Source organism: Sphingopyxis sp., from assembly GCF_965227415.1.
Lineage (GTDB): Bacteria > Pseudomonadota > Alphaproteobacteria > Sphingomonadales > Sphingomonadaceae > Sphingopyxis.
On the sequence record NZ_OZ245749.1, the window covers coordinates 694,624 to 714,004 of the forward strand.

Consider the following 19,381-nt stretch of genomic DNA (forward strand, 5'->3'; position numbering starts at 1 on the left):
TGCAAGGGCGGCGCTTCACACTCGACACGGGCAGGCTAAAAACATGACGCGCGGGCGCTTCATCACGCTCGAGGGCGGGGAAGGGGTCGGTAAGTCGACTCAGGTTCGCGCTCTGACCGCCATGCTCGAAACGCGAGGGCTGGAAGTTGTCCCGACGCGCGAACCCGGCGGAAGCGCAGGCGCTGAGGCAATTCGCGCGCTGCTCATGGAGGGCAGCGACGATCGCTGGGATGCACGCAGCGAGGCGCTGCTCTTCGCCGCAGCGCGGGCCGACCATGTTGCGCGAACGATACGTCCGGCGATCGAGCGCGGCGCATGGGTGATCTGCGACCGGTTCATCGATTCGAGCCGCGCCTATCAAGGCGGCGGCGGCGGGATTACCGACGATGACCTCCTGGCGCTGCACCGCTTTGGTTCGCAGGGTCTGCTGCCCGATCGCACCTTCCTGCTCGCACTGGCCGCGGACGAGGCCGCCACGCGCCTTGCGGTGCGCGATGCCGGCGGCGCCGATCGCATGGGCAGCAAGCCGGCGGACTATCAGGCGCGCCTTGCCGCGCGCTTTGCCGAGATCGCCGCAGCCGAACCCGAACGGTGGCGCCTGATCGACGCCGGAAAGCCTGCGGAAGCCGTCACAGCGGCGATCATCGCCGAATTGGAGTCGTGGCTGTGATCGGCCACGACGAAGCCGAGAAGGCCTTTCTCGAAGCCTGGAGAGGCGGACGGCTTCATCATGCCTGGTTGCTCGCCGGGCCACAGGGGATGGGGAAAGCGAGTTTTGCGGCGCGCGTTGCCCGCTTCCTCGCGACGCACGGCCGCGCCGGGGAAGGCCACGCCATGTCGCTCGACGACCCGGGCGATGCCGCGGCGGGCAAGCTGGTCGATGCCGGCAACCATCCCGAGATCATCCACATGGCGCGCCAGCTCAAGGACAAGAGCAAAGACCTCGCGCGCAACATCACGATTGACCAGGTACGCGGAATGATCCGCCGCCAGCATCTGTCGCTGTCGCTTGGCGAATGGCGCGTCATCGTCATCGATGCGGTCGACGATCTGGAGACCGACGGCGCCAATGCGCTGCTCAAGACGCTCGAGGAACCGCCTGCAAAGACGCTCTTCCTGCTGATCAGCCATTCGCCGGGACGTCTGCTTCCGACGATCCGATCAAGGTGCAGAACGCTGCGTTTTCAACCCGTTGACCGTGACGTCATGACATCGTGGCTGCACGATATCCGGTCGATGCTCGACATGGCCGAGCTGCGTGCGATCGTCGCGGCGTCGGGCGGAGTTCCCGGCAAGGCGCTTGCGCTGATCGACAGCGACGTTGCCGCAATGGAGAAGAAACTGCTCGCCATCGCGAGCAGCGGCGATCCCGGCAATCGGCTTCGCGAAGCGCTGGCGCGCGAGGTGGGCGGAACGAGCAATCGCGCGCGGCTCGAACTGGTGATCGATATCGTGCCGGGCCTTCTCGCCCAGATCGCACGCGAACGCCCGATCGCCGAAATCGCTTCCGTGCTCGCGCAATGGGACCGGGTGCAGCGCAATGTGCGCGATGCGATCCGCGGATCCTATGACGGAGCGATGGTGGGCTTCGAGATCGGCAATTGCCTCGCCGAATTGGCGCCGCGGCACGCGCAGACTGCGCGCTGACGCTTCCCCTCGCCAACGCCAGACGCTAAGGCGCGCGCATGTCCGAACCATTCTATATCACCACCGCCATCAGCTACCCCAACGGCCGCCCGCATATCGGGCACGCCTATGAAGCGATCGCGACCGATGTGATGGCGCGATTCCAGCGCGCCCGCGGCCGTGACGTCCGCTTGGTCACCGGCACTGACGAGCATGGGCTGAAAATGTTTCAGACGGCGCGCGACCAGGGGCGCCCGACTATTGAACTCGCCGACGAAATGTCCGGATATTTCCGTGAGATGTATGCCAAACTGAATATCGGCTATGACTGCTTCATGCGCACGTCCGATCCGGCGCATCATGCAGCGTCGCAAACGCTGTGGAAAGCGATGGAGGCCAGTGGCGATCTGTATCTCGATCGCTATGAAGGCTGGTATTCGGTGCGCGACGAGGCCTTCTACGACGAAAACGAGCTGACCGACGGGGAAGGGGGCGTCCGCCTCTCGCCGCAGGGCACGCCGGTCGAATGGACAGTCGAGGAAAGCTGGTTCTTCCGCCTGTCGAAATATCAGGACAGGCTGTTGGCGCTCTATAACGACCAGCCCGACTTCATCCGCCCCGAAAGCCGCCGCAACGAAGTGCTCCGATTTGTCGAAGGCGGGCTCAAGGATCTGAGCGTTTCGCGCACCAGCTTCGACTGGGGCGTGCCGGTACCGGGCTCGCCGGGGCATGTGATGTATGTGTGGGTCGACGCCCTCACCACCTATCTCTCGGGGCTGGGCTATCCCGATCTCGATAGCGACTTCGGCACATTCTGGCCGGCGAATATCCATATGATCGGCAAGGATATCGTTCGTTTTCATGCCGTTTACTGGCCGGCCTTTCTGATGAGCGCGAATCTGCCGCTTCCCAGACAGGTCTTCGGCCACGGCTTCCTGCTCAACCGCGGCGAGAAGATGTCCAAGTCTCTCGGCAATGTCGTCGATCCGATGACGCTCGCCGAGACGTTCGGGGTCGATGCGCTGCGCTATTATCTGCTTCGCGAAGTCAGTTTCGGGCAGGATGGGAGCTATTCGGCCGATGCGATCGTGCGCACTGCGAACGCCGACCTCGCCAACAGCTTCGGCAATCTCGCTCAGCGCAGCTTATCCATGATTTTCAAGAATTTGGATGGCAAAGTTTCGGCTGACTACGCGCAGGCGCAGGACGATCTCGACCTGATCGGCGACGTCAACGACATGGCGCGCAATTGCCTGCCCGCCGCCTTTGAACAGCTCGCATTCTCGTCCGGGATCGAAGACTGGATCCGCGCGGTCTTTGCCTGCAACCAATATGTCGATGGTCAGGCACCCTGGGCGCTGCGCAAGACCGATCCCGAACGCATGCGCGCGGTGCTGATGACCTTGTTCAAAGTGGTTCGCACGCTCGCCATCGCGATCCGGCCAGTCGTGCCCGAAGCGGCCGACAAGCTGCTCGACCAGATGGGCATTGCTGTGGACGCGCGCGATTTTGCGGCGCTCGCCGATGCGGACTGGCTTGCGAAACTCGCCGCGAGCGGCTTCACCGTCGGCCAGCCCGTACCGATCTTTCCCCGCCTGGACCTGCCCGAGGGAGAAGGGGAAAGGGAGGCGTAATGCTCGTCGATTCGCACTGCCACCTCAACTACAAGGGCCTTGCCGAACAACAGGGCGATGTTCTGGAGCGCGCGCGGGACCGCGGCGTCACGGCGATGCTCAACATCGCGACGCGCGAAAGCGAATGGGACGATGTGCTGGCAGCGGCCGAGGCCAACGCCGATGTCTGGGCAAGCGTCGGCATCCATCCCCACGACGCCGACCACCATCCCGACGTCGATACCGCGAAACTTGTCGAACGTGCTGCGCATCCGCGCGTGATCGGGATCGGCGAGACCGGGCTCGACTATTATTATGACAAGAGCGACCGTGTACGGCAGCAGGACAGTTTCCGCCGTCATATCCATGCGTCGCAGGCCACCGGGCTGCCGATCATTGTCCACACACGCGATGCGGAGGCGGACACGCTGGCCCTGCTTGGCGAGGAGATGGGCAGGGCGACTTTCCCCGGCGTTATCCATTGCTTCACCGCGAGCGACGATTTCGCGCGCGAAGCGCTTGATCTTGGCCTCTACATATCGATCTCGGGTATCGTCACGTTCAAGAATGCGGCCGATCTGCAAGCGACCGCGGAATGGCTGCCGCAAGACCGGCTGCTGATCGAAACCGACTCCCCCTTCCTTGCTCCTGTCCCGCACCGCGGCAAGACCGGCGAGCCTGCCTTTGTCGCCGACACGCTGGCGTTTCTCGCCGACCTGCGCGGCGAGGACCGCGACGCGCTTGCCTCGGCCACGAGCGCCAATTTCTACGCGCTTTTCAGCAAGGCGGCGCCATGACGTCACAGCGCTCATGAAGCTGAGAATCCTAGGCTGCGGGACGTCTTCGGGGGTGCCGCGGATCGGCAATGATTGGGGAGCGTGCGATCCCGACAATCCGCGCAATCTGCGCAGCCGGGCATCGATTATGGTCTCGCTCGGCGGCTACCGCATCCTCGTCGACACGAGCCCCGATATGCGGCTGCAACTGCTGGAGGCAGGGGTTGGCGAAATCGACGCCGTCATCTGGACGCACGAGCATGCCGACCATACTCATGGCCTCGACGACTTGCGTCAGGTCATGCATCTGCGGCGCTCGGCGGTACCTGTCTATGCCCGCGATCATGTTCTCGACATCCTCAAATGGCGTTTCACTTATGCCTTTGCCGGAAACGCGGGGTATCCGGCTTCTGTTGATCCTATTGATCTCCACGATGATCAGTCGATAGGACCGATCGAGGTGTCGGCGCTCGAAATGCCGCACGGGCCGATCAAGGCGACCGGACTGATCTTCAGCGACGGTGCGCAAAAAATCGGATATGCGACTGATTTTTCTAAGTTTACGGACGAGATGGTCGACTTTTTTCAGGGCCTCGACCTGTTCGTGATCGACGCGCTGCGACGCTATCCGCACCCCACGCATCCGCATCTTGCGATGACGCTCGAAGGATTGGCCAAGGTCGGGAATCCGCGCGCAATCATCACGCATATGGACAATACGATGGACTATGACGACCTTGCGGCCGAGCTGCCGCCGGGCGTCGAGCCGGGCTATGACGGATTGGAGGTGCAGCTATGAACGACACCACCGTGCAGTTGATTTCCTTTGCCGGCGCGTTTGCGCTGGTGCTGAGCGCGCTTGTCTCGCGTCGGATCAAGTTTGCCGATGGCGTCAAGATGGCGCTCGCGTGGGCGGCCATCTTTGGGGTGGTGTTCCTGGCAATCTGGACGTTCCAGATGGCGCGGGGGGGATAATGGGAGCCTTACCCCGCTCTTCTATCCTTTCTTATTTAACATAATATATATTATCGGATAATAAGATGTGTAAGCCCCAGATAGAAAAGAGACAGTCCTCCCAGTTTCAAAAGAGACTCGCCTCTTTCAGATTGCCGCTCGGCGGCGCATCGCTGGAGGCTCGCTATGGATACGGATGGTTCGTCGGCGCTGGAAATCGACGACGAAGCTTATGAAACGAAAGCGATAAAGGCGTACCTCGCGAACGAAATTTCGTTTGCCGATCTTGAGGCGTCGCTCGAGTTGAAGCGAGCTCAAGTTCGCAGACTGGTCGCCCGTTTCAAGGTATCGGGTCAAGAAGGTCTCAAGTCGAAAAAAATGGGAGTCCGGAATCGGGCGTACTCGGAGACATTTCGCGAACATGTGATCGGCATCATCCGAGAGCAATATCTCGATTTCGGCCCCACCCTCGCCGCGGAAAAGCTTGAAAAAGATCACGGGATAAGGATCGCGACCGAAACGCTCCGTGGCTGGATGAAAGAAGAAGGTATCTGGGTCGATCGCCGCGGCCGAAAGCCCAAAGTGTTTTCTCCTCGCAAACCACGCGAGCAACGCGGCGAGCTAATTCAGGTAGACGGCTCGTACCACCGCTGGTTTGAAAAACGTGGGGACGAGGCTTGCCTACTCGTATTTATCGACGACGCCACCAGCGAGATCATGTTGCTGAGGCTGGTCGATCACGAAAGCTCCTATAACTACATGGCCTGTTTGAGGGCCTACATTCACAAGTTCGGCTGTCCCCTCGCCCTCTATTCTGATCGGCACAGCATTTTCAGGGTGAACCGAGAAAACGGCGCCGGAGAGAGGACGATCACGCAGTTTACCCGGGCATGCAGAAGTTTGGACATCAAGGTTATTTGCGCCAAAACCCCGCAAGCAAAAGGTAGGGTTGAGAGGGCAAACCGCACACTTCAGGACCGCCTCGTAAAGGAGCTAAGGCTCCGGAGCATTTCCACCGTCGTCGAAGCGAATGCTTATTTTGAAGAGTATCGGCTGGAACATAATCGTAAGTTTGCTCGCCTACCGGAGAATCCGGTGGATGCGCACCTCCCTAAACCGAATGAAGGGCTCGATAAGCTTCTCACGTATACCGTTCAGCGGAAAGTCTTTAAGGATTTGCCTTTATCTTTCAACAAGATGAGGTTAATTCTGGAAGATACCGATCTTTCCAGGATGGCTATTGGCAAAATCGTCACGGTCGCAATGATGTTGGAGGGTGATATAGAAATCATCTTTGATGAGACCCCCCTTCCCTTCAGAATTTTTGACAAAATTCGTCGCATCAGTGACGAGTCACCGGAAGTAGTCGATCACAAGCGCCTGGGCGCTGCCTTAGCCATGGCCAAGGCTGTCAAACGGCGTTCAAACGGGACCCCCGATCGGCGTCGAAGAAGGACCCCCTTGCGGATATGATGGGGGTTTGTTGAGGTGAGCCTTGCGCTGCGTGCGGCGGAGGTCGGGCGTAGCCCGACCGGAGGCGCACGCAGCGCAAGATAGATTTTTGAAGGCGGCGAAGGTGGCGGTCAGCTGCGGTTTTTGAAGCGCCAGCTATCGTTGCCCGTCTCGACGATATCGCAGTGGTGGGTGACGCGGTCGAGCAGCGCCGTGGTCATCTTGGGATCGCCGAAGACGGTAGGCCACTCGCCGAACGCGAGGTTCGTGGTGATGATGACGCTGGTGCGCTCATAAAGCTTGCTGATGAGGTGGAACAGCAACTGCCCTCCCGAGCGTGCGAACGGCAGATATCCAAGCTCGTCGAGCACGATCAGGTCGAGCCGCGACAGCTGCGCCGCCAGGGTCCCGCCCTTGCCGATCCGGGTCTCCTCTTCGAGGCGTGTCACCAGATCGACGGTGTTGAAGTAGCGGGCGCGAGCGCCTCTTCGCACGACATTGGCGGTGATCGCGATGGCAAGGTGGGTCTTCCCCGTCCCCGTGCCGCCGACAAGCACGATATTGCGCCGGGATGGCAGGAAGGAGCCATCATGAAGGGACCGGATCATCTCCTCATTGATCGGAGTGCCGTCGAAGCTGAACCGCTCCAGATCCTTCACCACGGGTAGCCTGGCCGCCGTCATGCGATAACGGATCGAGGCTGCATCCCGGTGGGTCGCTTCAGCGCGGAGCAGGTCGGTCAGTATCTCCATAATGGTGCGCTTGCGTTGGAGGCCGGTGGTGACGGCCTCGTCGAACGCCGCAGCCATACCCTTGAGGCCAAGGCCACGCATCGTATCGATCATATCATGCCGCTGCATCATAGCCTCGCAGCAGATCATAGCGAGCGCAGTCGGCAACCGGAGGATGGCGCAGCATCCGGTCTTCCGAGGTGACGATGCTATGGGGCGTCGCCGGCTCGCTGTGCCGCGAGAGGATGTTGAGGATCAGCTCGTCGCTGGCCGTTCCGGTCGCCAGCGCTTCGCGCGTGGCAGCTTCGACCAACTCCAGACCATCGGTGAGCACCGCCGAGAGGACCCGCACGAACCTGCGATCTGCTTCGTCCCCGACGCCCAACCTTCGCCGTAATCGATGCAGCGCGGGCGGCAGATCCCAGTCCTGGAACGGCGCGCCATTACGGAGCGCGCCGGGCTTGTGCGCGAGGACCGGCAGATAATGCCAAGGATCGTAAATGGTGCGGTTCCGACCGAAGTGGCGCTCATGCTCCCCGACGATCTCTTCGCCGCAACGGATGACGATACGATCGGCATAGGCACGCACCTGCACGGTCCGGCGCGCGGCCGTCGACATGACCGAGTAGCGGTTCCGATCAAAGCTGATGAGGCAGGTTCCGGTGACGGCGTGCTCGCTCTCATGGAAGCCGTCGAACGGTGCCAGGATCGGCTGCAGGGCCGGTCGTTCCATCTCCAGCGCCTCGGCGACGGTGATGTCGCTGCGCTCGGGATGGGCGTGATGCTCGGCCCAGCGTCGGCACTCCGCCTCCAGCCACCCGTTGAGCTCGGCTAGGCTGGCGAACCGAAGCCGCGGCTGGAAGAAGCGGCCCCGGATCGTCTGGACTTGCTGCTCAACCTGGCCCTTCTCCCATCCCGCTGCTGGTGAGCAGGCCGTCGGCTCGACCATGTAATGATCGGTCATGATCAGGAAGCGGCGGTTGAACACGCGCTCCTTACCGGCGAACACGCTCGTCACCGCCGTCTTCATATTATCGTAGATACCGCGCCGGGGCACGCCGCCGAAGAAAGCGAACGCCCGAGCATGAGCATCGAACAGCATCTCCTGGCTCTCACGCGGATAGGCCCGGACGTAAGGTGTGCGCGATGCGCAGAGACGAGCGTGCGCAACCTTTACCCGCATCGGCTTGCCGGCGATCTCTACATCCTCGTGGCTCCAGTCGAACTGATAAGCCTCGCCAGGATGGAAGGTCATCGGGATGAAGGCCGGAGCACCTTCGCCCGCATCCTTCCGGCGCGTCACACGCCAGCGCGCCGCATAGCGGCGCACCGCATCATAAGAACCTTCGAACCCTTCGCGCGCAAGCAGATCATGGATACGCGTCATCCGCAGCCGGTCGCGGCGACCTCGCGCCTCGTTCTCCTCGAGAAGCACATCGAGCCGTTCCTGATAGGGGCCAATCCGCGGTAAAGGCTGGACTGTGCGCTGGTAGTTGAACACCGCCTCCGGCGACCGGATCGCCTTCCGGACCACCTTGCGCGATAACCGAAGATCACGGGCGATCGCCTTGATCGCCTTCCCAGACGCATGCTCACGCCGAATCCGAACCACTGTCTCCACTACCAACATCCCGTTCTCGCCAACTGATCAAACCAGTCAGCCGCCTAAATCCTCGGGATGAAGGGGTCCTTTTTACACGCCGATCACCCCCCGACGGGGGTGCCTATTGCACGCTGATCCTCAAGCTCGATCGAGCGCTCGCAGTGCGATATCTTCGGAAGGTGACCAGGAATCTGACGTTCTCGTGGGGCGGCGCCGAATATCTGATCGAAATTCCGCCGAAGGGCCAAGAACCAATCGACCCCAAAGTTGTTGTCGAAGTACGACTAAATGGCGCCATGGAGGTGTTTGCAGGAATCCGTCGGCTCACCGTTAGGCGCCTCCCGGAATAATCCGGCTCAGAACGAAGATCCCGTAATAAGTGACCGGGCCCGCTGCCTTCGCAGCGGGTCCTTTTCGTTTCCGGTCAACACGTCTTCCCTTGAGCTGGGCCAGCGTTGCGCTATGCCTAAGGCTACACGCTGCCCCAGCTCTCAGCGAAGGTAGCGTTGATGTCGACAGCGCAGAGTCTCATTTCAAACGTGCTCAAAAGAGTCTCTTTTCAAAGTGGGTTTAACAAAGATGGCCGAAAACCTGCCGCCACCCACCAGCCGCCTCACCCCTATCGATCGCCTGCTTGGCGTCATGGCAAAGCTGCGCAATCCTGACGGCGGCTGCGAATGGGATCTCGCGCAGGATTTCTCGACGATCGCGCCATACACGATCGAAGAAGCCTATGAAGTCGCCGACGCCATCGCCGGCGGCGACCCCAAGGCGATCTGCGACGAGCTTGGCGATTTGTTGCTCCAGGTGGTTTTTCACAGCCAGATCGCGACGGACCAGGGCTTGTTCGGCTTCGACGATGTCGCAACCGCGATCAGCGACAAGATGGAGCGCCGCCATCCGCATATTTTCGGTGACGCCAAGACCGATGACGTGCGTGGCCAATGGGAAACGATCAAGGCGGCCGAACGGGCGTCCGATGGCCCCGCCAGCGCACTCGACGGCGTTGCGCTGTCGCTGCCGGCCTTGCTGCGCGCGCAGAAACTCCAAGGCCGCGCCGCCCGCGTGGGTTTCGACTGGCCCGATGCCGACGGGCCGCGCGCGAAAATCGCCGAAGAACTCGCCGAAGTCGTGACCGCACCCAGCGAAGCGGCGCGCGCCGAAGAAATCGGCGACCTGCTGTTCGCGGTCGTCAACTATGCACGCCATCTGGGTGTCGATGCCGAAAACGCGCTTCGTTCCGCCAACGACAAGTTTGCGCGCCGTTTCCATGGCGTCGAAGAGCGCGCGGGTTCCGATATGGCCAACCTGCCGCTCGATACGCTCGAAGCGCATTGGCAGGCGGTCAAGGCGTCGGAGCGCCCCTGACCGGCCACAGCCGCTCGAAACGCGCTCTGTCTGCAGGATCGAGCCGGACCGTCAGAAGATGCCCCTCGCCCTCGGCCTGGTCCGACAGCACCTCGCCGCGCGCGTGCAGCCATGCCATCGCCTCACCCTGGTCAAAGGTCAGGAAGATATGTTCCACCTGATGCAGCGCGGTCAATTGTGACGCCATGAGCGTCCGCGCCGTCTCGACGCCCTCACCCGTCACCGCCGAGATCAGCGCGACGTCGGGACGGCGCGCCGCCATCTCCTCGATCCGCGCCCGCGTATCGGCGTCGGCGGTATCGATCTTGTTCCAGATTTCAATCTGCGGGATCACCTCGACGACTTCGTCCCCTTCCCTGGGATTGCCGTCATCCTGCGGGCCGTTGACGCCCAGCGAGTCGAGGATTGCACGAACATCGTCATATTGCGCATCGCTGTCGGGATGGACGATGTCGCGGACATGGACGATCAGGTCGGCGGTGGTGACTTCCTCGAGCGTGGCACGGAAAGCCGCAACGAGCTCGGTCGGCAGGTCCGACACGAAACCGACGGTGTCGGACAAGATCGCCTTGTCGATGCCCGGGAGGCGGATTTCGCGCATCGTCGGGTCGAGCGTCGCGAACAGCATATCTTCCGCCATGACGTCGCTCCCCGTCAGGCGATTGAAAAACGTCGATTTTCCGGCGTTCGTATAACCAACCAACGCCACCACCGGCCACGGTGCGCGCTGGCGCTTTGCGCGCTGCAATTGCCTGGTACGGCGCGCGTCTTCCAGCTGTTTGCGGATCCGCGCCATGCGGTTGCGGATCATGCGGCGGTCGGCCTCGATCTGCGTTTCGCCGGGACCGCCGAGAAATCCGAAGCCGCCGCGCTGGCGTTCCAGGTGGGTCCAGCTGCGCACGAGCCGCCCGGCCTGATAATCGAGATGCGCGAGTTCGACTTGCAGCCGCCCTTCGGCGGTTGCGGCGCGCTCGCCGAAGATTTCAAGGATCAGCCCGGTGCGGTCGATCACCTTGGTGCCGAACTCGGTTTCGAGGTTGCGCTGTTGGATTGCGGTCAGCGCGGCGTCGACGACAACGAGTTGCACGCCCTCCATCGCGATATCGGGTTTGATTGCCTCGATCTGCCCCACGCCGATCAGCGTCGCGGCACGCGTCTGACGCAGGCGAAGCGGATGAACGGCAACGACTTCGAGCCCGATCGCGATCGCCAGCCCCTTTGCTTCCTCGGCACGCGCGTCGAGGTCGCGCGACAGCCGCTGGCCGTACCATTCGGGCACGATCAGTAACGCGGCCGCGCCGCGCGTCACTTCACCTTCATTCTCGTTCATAGGGTCAATCAGGCGTCGCCGGCTTCGCCGTCCTCTTCGCCGCTATCGGTCAGGTTGATCGGGCCGTTCGGCTGGACCGTCGAAATTGCGTGCTTGTAAACAAGCTGAACCTGCCGCTCACGCTCGAGCAGCATGCAGAACAGGTCGAACGCCACGATGTCGCCCTGCAACATCACCCCGTTGACGAGAAACATCGTCACCGATTCGTCCGACTTGCGTACCGCGTTCAGGAATACGTCCTGCAGCGCCTTGCCCTTGCTCGCCGGTGCTTCGCGGATATCGGTGCCAAGCGCACCCAGATCGAAATCGTGCGACGGCATCACGGTCGAGATGGCATGTTTATAGACGAGCTGTGACTGGCCATCGCGGCGGAGCAGCAGCGAGAAATTGTCGAACCAGGTGATGATGCCTTGCAGTTTTACGCCCTTGACGAGGAACATCGTCACCGGCGTCTTGCTGCGGCGCAGGGCGTTGAGAAACAAATCCTGGAGATTCTGGTTTTTATCGGACACATTTGCCTCCTGTTTTTGGCGGTAGAACCGCGGGTACATCACCGGTTTTCCGGCGTTCAAGACCTTCTTCGCAAACGCAATATGCGGCAAAGAACCGATGAGGTCTAGTTTAAAGCCGTCACGCTTCGCTGTCGGAATTTTCCGTTAGTCCAAGCAGCTTGAGCTTCCGATGCAGCGCCGAACGCTCCATCCCGATGAAGGTTGCGGTGCGCGAGATATTGCCCGAAAACCGGTTGATCTGGATGCGCAGATATTCGCGCTCGAAGTTCTCGCGCGCCTCTTTCAGCGGAATGGCCGTGATCGATTCGGTGTTCGGCAAAATGTCGGTGCCGCCGCGGACGAGCTCGGACGGCAGCATGTCGGCATCGATGCGCGCCAGCCGGTCGCTCGGCGCAAGGATCATCACCCGCTCGATCACGTTGCGCAGCTCGCGAACATTGCCCGGCCAGTCGTGGGCCTGGAGGGCTGCCATCGCCTCCGAGCTGATCTCGGGCGGCGGGACACGACGGTCGGCGGCGTAACGCCGGACAAAATGGTCACAAAGGCTGGCGATATCGTCGCGGCGTTCGCGCAGCGGCGGAATATGCACCGGTACGACGTTGAGCCGGTAATAGAGATCTTCGCGAAAGCGGCTCTCGGCGATTTCGGCCATCAGATCACGCGCCGAGCCCGAAATAATGCGAACATCGACGCGGATCATCGTGCGCCCGCCGACGCGCGTGAAGCTCTGATCGGTCAGTACGCGCAAGATCTTGCCCTGCGTCGTGATCGGCATGTCGCCCACCTCGTCGAGGAACAAGGTTCCGCCGTGCGCCTGTTCGAGCAGACCGACGCGGATCGAGCCGTCCTCGGCTTCGGAACCGAAAAGTTCGGTCTCAACCGTTTCGGGATCCATGCGCGCCGAGGAAATGACACGGAACGGCGCATTCTGCCGCCCACTCCAGCCGTGCAGCACGCGGGCAGCGACTTCTTTCCCCACACCCGGCGCGCCCGTGATCAGCACGCGACTTCCCGTGCTGGCAACGCGTTTCAACGTCGCGCGGACGTTGTTGATCGCCGCGCTGGTGCCGGTCAGCTCGTCCGATGGCCCGGCCTTTTCCCGGAGCTGCTCATATTCGAACTTCAGCCGCTCATTCTCCGTCGCGCGCGCAACCAGATGCAGCAGCCGTTCGGCTTCGAACGGCTTTTCTATGAAGTCGAACGCGCCGCGGCGGATCGCCGCCACCGCGGTATCGAGCCCGCCATGTCCCGAAATCACGATGATCGGCAACGTCGGATCGAACGCCTTGATCGCCTCGACCAGCCCCAACCCGTCGAGGCGCGATCCCTGCAACCAGACGTCGATCAGTGCGAGCGACGGGCGCCGCTGGCGAATAGCCTCGAGCGCGGCGTCGCTGTTCGACGCGGTACGCGCCTCATAGCCTTCGTCTTCCATGACGCCGGCGACCAACTCGCAAATGTCGCGCTCGTCGTCGACGATCAAAATATCAAGCGCCATATTCTTCTCTGTCCTGCCGGTTCCTGATGCGCCCCGGCACCGATTCAATCTGCCCTGTTACCAACTCCCCGCCCTTGCCCGCCAGCGACCGCAGTCGTTCTGGATGCAGCGTCAACGTGACGCATGTCCCCTGCCCTTCGGGATTGTCGCAAAAGTCGAGTTCGCCATAATGCTGTTCGACGATCTTCTTGACGATCGCGAGGCCAAGGCCGGTGCCGCCTTGCCGCGTCGTCATATAGGGTTCGGCGATGGCGTCGCGCGCTTCGGGAAGGCCGATTCCGTCGTCATTGATCCGGATCGCAACCCCGTCGTCGGCACCGATAATCAGTTCGGCGCGAATATGTCCGATCGGCGGCGTGTCCGGATTGTTCGGCCGTTCCTCGATCGCTTCGACGGCGTTTTTCACGATATTTGTCAGTGCCTGCGACAGGAGCCGGCGGTCGCAGACAAGCGGCTCGATCTCGTTCGGCGTCTTGACCGTAAACGCGATGTCGGGTTTTGCGACCTCGAACAGGAACACCGTCTGGCGCAGGATATCGCGGACGTCCTCGACCCCGAAGGTCGGTTTGGGCATGCGCGCAAAGCTGGAAAATTCGTCGACCATCCGCCGCATGTCGTGGACCTGGCGAATGATCGTGTCGGTCAGCCGACGGAACGTAGCCTCGTCGCCCCCCACCTTCTCGCCAAAGCGGCGTTGCAATCGCTCCGCAGCGAGCTGGATCGGGGTCAACGGATTCTTGATTTCGTGCGCAATGCGCCGCGCGACGTCGGACCAGGCGGCGCGGCGCTGGTCGAGCAGTTGCTGCGTGATATCCTCGAAACTCAACACAAAACCATCGCCCTGCGCCACGGCCTTTGCGGCAAGCGTCGCCGGTTCGGCCTCGCGCCGTACGAGTTGCACGATCCCCTCGCGTTCGTCGCCCGTCAGCAAACGCGCGAGTTCGGGCGCAACCTCGGCAAGCGGCTGTCCGGTCAAATCCTGCGCGCTCTGCTTGACCAGCCGCTCGGCAGCCGCATTGACGAGCAAGATGCGGTGATCGGCGTCGACCGATACGACGGCCGACGACACGCCGCTGAGCACCGCTTCGATAAAGCTGCGGCGCGTTTCGAGCTGCGCATTCACGCTGACGAGCGCGCCGGTCTGTCCTTCCAGCTGTTCGGTCATGCGGTTGAAGGCGCGCGTCAGCACCGAAATCTCGTCGTCGCGCGCCGGCGGCGTGACACGCACCGACAAATCGCCGCCCGCCGCGGTGCGCGTTGCGCCAATCAACGTTCCCAGAGGCCGCACGATCCGGTCGGCCACGACGATGGCGGCGATAACAGCGAGCGCGAGCAGCAACAGCGACCCGAGGTAAAGCGCGCCGTTGAATTGGAGCTGGAGTTGCTGCGATCGTTCGAACAACGCATTGTAGTCGGCCAATACGCTCCGCGCGCGGTTGAACTGCTCCATGCCCAGGATGTTCGCGTCGCGCGACGCATAAACATAGACGGTCGGCCGGTCGGGAAGTCGTGCCGCCGCTTCGATCCGATCCGATTTCTGCAGGACCACGACCGGTTCGCCGCGATTGAGTCTTGCAACGGTCTCGGGCGAAATTCGCGCCTCGGCCGCACGATTATCGGGATCGACCATCACGGGCGTGCGCGCGATGCCATCGGCTCCAATCTCGATAATCGCGGACTCGTTCAGTTCGCGAAGCACGACTTGTTGCCCATAGGCATTCTGGAACGGCACGCTGTCGATCGGATAACGCGAAAGATAATAGCTCAGATCTTTCGCCATTGCCGTCGTGTTTGCGCCGACCGACTTCTGGCTGTCCTCGTAAAAAGCCTGCGCCATGCTCGCGGCGTTTTCGAACATCCCGCGCGAGCGGTCCGAATACCAGAAATTGACGCCGAACTGGAACAGCAACGACGCGAATATCACGACGAGCAATGTCGGCGCTGCCGCGATCAGCGAAAAAAGCGCGACGAGCCGGACGTGGAGGCGGCCGCTGCCCCCAGCCATCGAGCGAACCGCGCGTGTCCGCGCGACGCGGCTGCCCACCAGCACGATCAGCGCCATGGCGGGCACAAGATTGGCAACCATGATCGTCGCGACCAGCGCAGGTGTCAGCAAACGCTCGCTCTGCGCATCGCCGGTCACGAAAATATAGGTGGCGATCGCGACGCTGACGATGATCGCAAGGGTGTAATATTCGGGGGCCGCAAAATGCCAGCCGCCAGGACGCGCGGCCTGATCGCCGGAATCATCTTTGGGGTCAGAGGAAGCGACAGGCTCCATTGTGGCTGCGTTACGACAAACCTGTTGCATAGAAAACACACAATGTGCGTCTCAGCGCCGATCCGACCGCTTTTCCGGTCGGCCGTCAGGGGTGCGCGGGGTCGATATCCAGCTGGCCGAGGCGTTTGCGCAACGTGTTGCGATTGATGCCCAGACGTCTGGCGGCATCGAGCTGGTTCCCGCGTACTTCGCGCAGAGTGCGCCGGAGCAGCGCGGCCTCGACGATCGCTTCCAACTGTTCGTGGATTTCGCCGTCATCCTCTGCGCCGGCCAGCTTTTCCCGCGCCCAGTCATCGACCGCACGCGCGATCAGATCGGCCGGCGCCGCGATCGTCACACCCTCGCCGCTTTCGTGGAGCACCGACTCGACGTCGCGCACCGCTACCGTGGTGTCGCGCGACAGGACGGCCAGCCGCTGGACGACATTGCCGAGTTCGCGGACATTGCCCGGCCAATCGTGCCGCTCCAGAATCTGCATCGCCGCCGAGGAAAACTGCCGGTCGGGAAGCCCCGAATGGCGCCCTGCGTCGACGAAGTGCCGCACCAGCGTTGCAATGTCGCTGCGCCTGTCACGGAGCGGCGGCAAGGTGACCGGGATGACGTTGAGCCGGTAGAAAAGATCCTCGCGAAAGCGCCCGTCGGCAACCAGCGTTCGCATGTCGCGGTGCGTCGCGGCGACGACGCGCACGTCGGCGCGGAGCGCCTGGCTGCCGCCGACCGTCGAATATTCGTTGCTTTGCAGCACGCGCAGCAGGCGCGTCTGGGCTTCGAGCGGCATGTCGCCGATTTCATCGAGAAAAAGCGTGCCGCTGGCGGCCTGCTCGAACCGCCCGGCATTGCGGCTGTGCGCACCCGTGAACGCGCCCTTTTCATGCCCGAACAGCTCGGCCTCGATCAGTTCGCGGGGAATCGCGGCCATGTTGATCGCGACGAACGGCCCCGCGCGACGCAGCCCTGTTGCATGGATCGCGCGCGCGACGACCTCCTTGCCCGTGCCCGATTCCCCCAGGATCAGCACCGCCAGGTCGTTGGTCGCAAGGCGCGCGATGGTGCGATAGACCGCCTGCATCGCCGGCGCCCGCCCAACGAGCCCATGGCTGTCGGTTTGCGCCGCGTCGGCTCTGGCCGCGGGCTGGGTGCTCCGATCGAGCGCCGCGCGAACGCTTGCCGTCAACTCCTCCAGGTCGAAGGGTTTGGGCAGATAGTCGTAACTGCCGATTCCCGTCGCGCGCACCGCCGTGTCGAGCGTGTTCTGAGCCGAGAGCACGATGACCGGCGTGGCGGGATCGACGCCCGCGCCGGGCAGCGAGTCGATCCCGTCGCCGTCGGGCAACACCACATCGGTGATGATGAGGTCGGGCCGATTGTCGGCCAGCCAGGCATTACGCTCGCCGACGCTGCCGACCGAAGCGAAGGATCCGCATTCGCCGGTCAATGTTTCGCGAATGATCAGTGCGATCGCGGGATCATCCTCGACCAGCAGGATCGTCTTGCCGTTGCTCATCCGCCGCGCCCCTTTTTCGGCGCTGCCGGAAGATGGACGCGAAAGCGCGTCCATTCGGCGTCGCGAATATGCTGCACCGTGCCGCCCATGTCGCGTGCGAGCTTGGCGACGAGGGCAAGGCCCAGCCCCCTTCCCTCGCGCTTGGTCGTCACGAAGGGATCGAACAGGTCGCCGCGAATATCAGCGGGAACGCCCGGGCCATTGTCGCTGACGCTGAACTCGATCGGCAACGCAATGCGGCCGCGGCCGTCGCCATTGTCGATCGAAAGGCCGTGCCGATAGGCGGTGGCGATCCGTATCACGCCGTCGTCGCGACCGCCCATTGCCTCACAGCCATTTGTAATCAGGTTCAAAAGTATCTGAACAACCGCGTCGTGATTGCCATGGACCATCGGCAACGACGGGTCGAAATCTTCGGCAAAGCGGATGCCGGGAAACTGACGCGCGCGCGCCGTCTCCATCGCCTGATGGATCGGCTGGTACAGGTTGATCGGCGAACAGGCGATCGGCTGACCGCGCGAAAAATGCTCCATCTGGTCGATCAGCGTCGTGATCCGGTCGACCTCGGTACAGATCAGCGTCGTGAAGCGCTCGCCGCTGACGTCGGTCTTGCGCGCAAGGAGCTGCGCCGCGCCCTTGATCCCCGCGAGCGGATTCTTGATCTCGTGCGCGAGCATCGACGCCGCCGCCCCCGCCGCACGACCCGACCGGCCGATCGCGCCGCCCATCAACTCGGCATCGCTCTGCGACGGGACCAGGGTCAGGATCCGATGGCCGCTGCGGCCATAAGGAACCATCTGCATATCGACGAACGCCGATTTGCGGCCGCCGATCGAGATTTCGGCGCGGTGCGCGAACAGCGCCGACGTCGCGGGGTCATTCATCCGCTGGCGATAGCTGCGATCCATCCCGATCACGTCATAGACGACGCGCCCGACCATTGCCGCGCGGCCGATATTGCACAGCTGCTCGGCGGCGGCATTGACGAACAGGATCACGCCGCCCTTGTCGATCAGCAAGGTGGCGATAGGATGCGACTGGATAATTTCGTCATGATCGAACGTCGGGATGCTCGACGTCAGCGCACTCACGCGGCGGCCTTGCTCAGATACGGCCCGTAAAATTGTTCGAGGGCGTCAAGGACGCCGCGGCTGTCGGGTATCTGGTTGACCTTGTTTCGGAAGTCGGCCGATCCGTGCAGCCCCTTGACGTACCAGCCCAAATGCTTGCGCGCCATGTTAACGCCCGTCACCTCGCCATAATGCTCGATCATCGCGCGATAATGCGTTGTAATAATGTCATATTGCTCGTCGATGCCGGGGTCGGGCCGCTCGGCCTCGCCGCGGAGCGCCGCCATGACCTGACCGAGCAGCCAGGGGCGGCCATAGGCGCCGCGGCCGATCATCACGCCATCGGCGCCGCTCTGTGCCAGCGCCGTCTTCGCATCGTCGGCCGAACAGATGTCGCCATTGACGATGACGGGGATGGAAACCGCGTCCTTGACGGTACGGACGAAACCCCAGTCAGCCTCGCCGCGATACATCTGATTGCGCGTGCGCCCGTGGACGGTCACGAGCTTCGCGCCCAGATCTTCCGCGATATGCGCGAGCTCGGGCGCGTTCAGGCTGTCATGGTCCCAGCCCATGCGCATCTTGACCGTAACGGGCACCTGCACCGCCTTGACGCAGGATTCGATCAGCGCGCCTGCGAGCTTCAGATCGCGCATCAGCGCCGATCCCGCATCGCCGTTGGTGACTTTGCGCACCGGACAACCCATGTTGATGTCGATGATCGCCGCGCCGCGATCCTCGTTCAGCTTGGCCGCCTCGCCCATTTCATAGGGCGTGCAGCCGACGAGCTGCATCGACACAGGCTCTTCGATCGGGTCCCATGCGGCTTTCTGGACCGACTGCCGAGTTTCGCGGATCGCAGCCTGGCTCGCGATCATCTCGGTGACGTTGAGCCCCGATCCATAGCGGCGCACGAGCTTGCGGAACGGCAGGTCGGAGACGCCCGTCATCGGCGCGAGGATCACGGGATCCGCGATTATGATGTTGCCGATCTGAATGGGCCGGAGCGGCGCCATGGCGGGGAGCTTTCGTCAATCTGCCTAAAATTTGAGCAGCCCGTACA

The 19,381-nt window shown here is 62.5% G+C and carries 17 protein-coding genes; 8 read left to right on the plus strand and 9 right to left on the minus strand.

The window, feature by feature from the left end; all coding sequences use genetic code 11:
• Window positions 1–43: 43 nt before the first annotated feature.
• The 7 genes from tmk (at window position 44) to ACO055_RS03320 (ending at window position 6,442) form a co-directional block, all read left to right on the plus strand.
• Window positions 44–670, plus strand: coding sequence for a dTMP kinase (gene tmk, locus ACO055_RS03290; protein ID WP_422061186.1), 627 nt, complete (start codon window positions 44–46; stop codon window positions 668–670).
• Window positions 661–1,647: a DNA polymerase III subunit delta' gene (locus ACO055_RS03295; RefSeq protein WP_422061187.1), complete on the plus strand. Its 987-nt coding sequence runs from the start codon at window positions 661–663 to the stop codon at window positions 1,645–1,647. Before tmk ends, ACO055_RS03295 begins: the two co-directional genes overlap by 10 nt.
• Before the next feature lie 38 nt (window positions 1,648–1,685).
• On the plus strand, window positions 1,686–3,260 hold the full coding sequence (metG, locus tag ACO055_RS03300; RefSeq protein ID WP_422061188.1) for a methionine--tRNA ligase: 1,575 nt from the start codon (window positions 1,686–1,688) through the stop codon (window positions 3,258–3,260).
• On the plus strand, window positions 3,260–4,036 hold the full coding sequence (locus tag ACO055_RS03305) for a TatD family hydrolase (protein ID WP_422061189.1): 777 nt from the start codon (window positions 3,260–3,262) through the stop codon (window positions 4,034–4,036). The genes metG and ACO055_RS03305 overlap by 1 nt, the downstream gene beginning before the upstream one ends.
• A gap of 13 nt (window positions 4,037–4,049) precedes the next feature.
• Window positions 4,050–4,814 carry an MBL fold metallo-hydrolase gene (locus ACO055_RS03310; protein ID WP_422061190.1) on the plus strand — a complete coding sequence of 255 codons (765 nt, stop codon included), beginning with the start codon at window positions 4,050–4,052 and terminating at the stop codon, window positions 4,812–4,814.
• Window positions 4,811–4,990, plus strand: coding sequence for a hypothetical protein (locus ACO055_RS03315; RefSeq protein ID WP_422061191.1), 180 nt, complete (start codon window positions 4,811–4,813; stop codon window positions 4,988–4,990). Before ACO055_RS03310 ends, ACO055_RS03315 begins: the two co-directional genes overlap by 4 nt.
• 165 nt (window positions 4,991–5,155) lie before the next feature.
• A complete protein-coding gene (locus ACO055_RS03320) occupies window positions 5,156–6,442 on the plus strand; it encodes an ISNCY family transposase (RefSeq protein ID WP_422061192.1) in 1,287 nt (428 codons plus the stop codon).
• Window positions 6,443–6,552: 110 nt separating this feature from the next.
• Here ACO055_RS03320 and istB read toward each other — a convergent pair whose 3' ends face one another.
• Together istB and istA are read right to left on the minus strand one after the other, a co-directional pair.
• Window positions 6,553–7,281 (minus strand): IS21-like element helper ATPase IstB, encoded by a 729-nt coding sequence (gene istB, locus ACO055_RS03325; RefSeq protein ID WP_095385564.1) that lies wholly within the window; start codon window positions 7,279–7,281, stop codon window positions 6,553–6,555.
• The gene (gene istA / locus ACO055_RS03330; protein ID WP_422059577.1) at window positions 7,268–8,782 is read right to left on the minus strand and encodes an IS21 family transposase; all 1,515 of its coding nucleotides are present in this window, start codon (window positions 8,780–8,782) and stop codon (window positions 7,268–7,270) included. Before istA ends, istB begins: the two co-directional genes overlap by 14 nt.
• 552 nt (window positions 8,783–9,334) lie before the next feature.
• On the opposite strand from istA, the gene mazG reads away from it, so the two are divergent.
• The gene (gene mazG / locus ACO055_RS03335) at window positions 9,335–10,123 is read left to right on the plus strand and encodes a nucleoside triphosphate pyrophosphohydrolase (RefSeq protein ID WP_422061193.1); all 789 of its coding nucleotides are present in this window, start codon (window positions 9,335–9,337) and stop codon (window positions 10,121–10,123) included.
• Here the strand turns inward: mazG and hflX are convergent.
• The 7 genes from hflX to dusB all read right to left on the minus strand — a co-directional run bounded on the left by hflX (window position 10,101) and on the right by dusB (window position 19,334).
• On the minus strand, window positions 10,101–11,453 hold the full coding sequence (gene hflX, locus ACO055_RS03340; RefSeq protein ID WP_422061194.1) for a GTPase HflX: 1,353 nt from the start codon (window positions 11,451–11,453) through the stop codon (window positions 10,101–10,103). The genes mazG and hflX overlap by 23 nt on opposite strands.
• Window positions 11,454–11,461: 8 nt before the next feature.
• Window positions 11,462–11,965, minus strand: a complete 504-nt coding sequence (gene hfq, locus ACO055_RS03345; protein ID WP_422061195.1) for an RNA chaperone Hfq — start codon at window positions 11,963–11,965, stop codon at window positions 11,462–11,464.
• A 118-nt stretch (window positions 11,966–12,083) separates the two neighbouring features.
• On the minus strand, window positions 12,084–13,463 hold the full coding sequence (locus ACO055_RS03350; RefSeq protein WP_422061196.1) for a sigma-54-dependent transcriptional regulator: 1,380 nt from the start codon (window positions 13,461–13,463) through the stop codon (window positions 12,084–12,086).
• Window positions 13,453–15,744 (minus strand): sensor histidine kinase, encoded by a 2,292-nt coding sequence (locus ACO055_RS03355; protein WP_422061197.1) that lies wholly within the window; start codon window positions 15,742–15,744, stop codon window positions 13,453–13,455. Before ACO055_RS03355 ends, ACO055_RS03350 begins: the two co-directional genes overlap by 11 nt.
• A gap of 85 nt (window positions 15,745–15,829) precedes the next feature.
• Window positions 15,830–17,248: a sigma 54-interacting transcriptional regulator gene (locus tag ACO055_RS03360; RefSeq protein ID WP_422061198.1), complete on the minus strand. Its 1,419-nt coding sequence runs from the start codon at window positions 17,246–17,248 to the stop codon at window positions 15,830–15,832.
• Window positions 17,245–18,339 carry a two-component system sensor histidine kinase NtrB gene (locus tag ACO055_RS03365; protein WP_422061199.1) on the minus strand — a complete coding sequence of 365 codons (1,095 nt, stop codon included), beginning with the start codon at window positions 18,337–18,339 and terminating at the stop codon, window positions 17,245–17,247. Before ACO055_RS03365 ends, ACO055_RS03360 begins: the two co-directional genes overlap by 4 nt.
• The gene (gene dusB, locus ACO055_RS03370) at window positions 18,336–19,334 is read right to left on the minus strand and encodes a tRNA dihydrouridine synthase DusB (RefSeq protein WP_422061200.1); all 999 of its coding nucleotides are present in this window, start codon (window positions 19,332–19,334) and stop codon (window positions 18,336–18,338) included. Before dusB ends, ACO055_RS03365 begins: the two co-directional genes overlap by 4 nt.
• Window positions 19,335–19,381 lie beyond the last annotated feature (47 nt).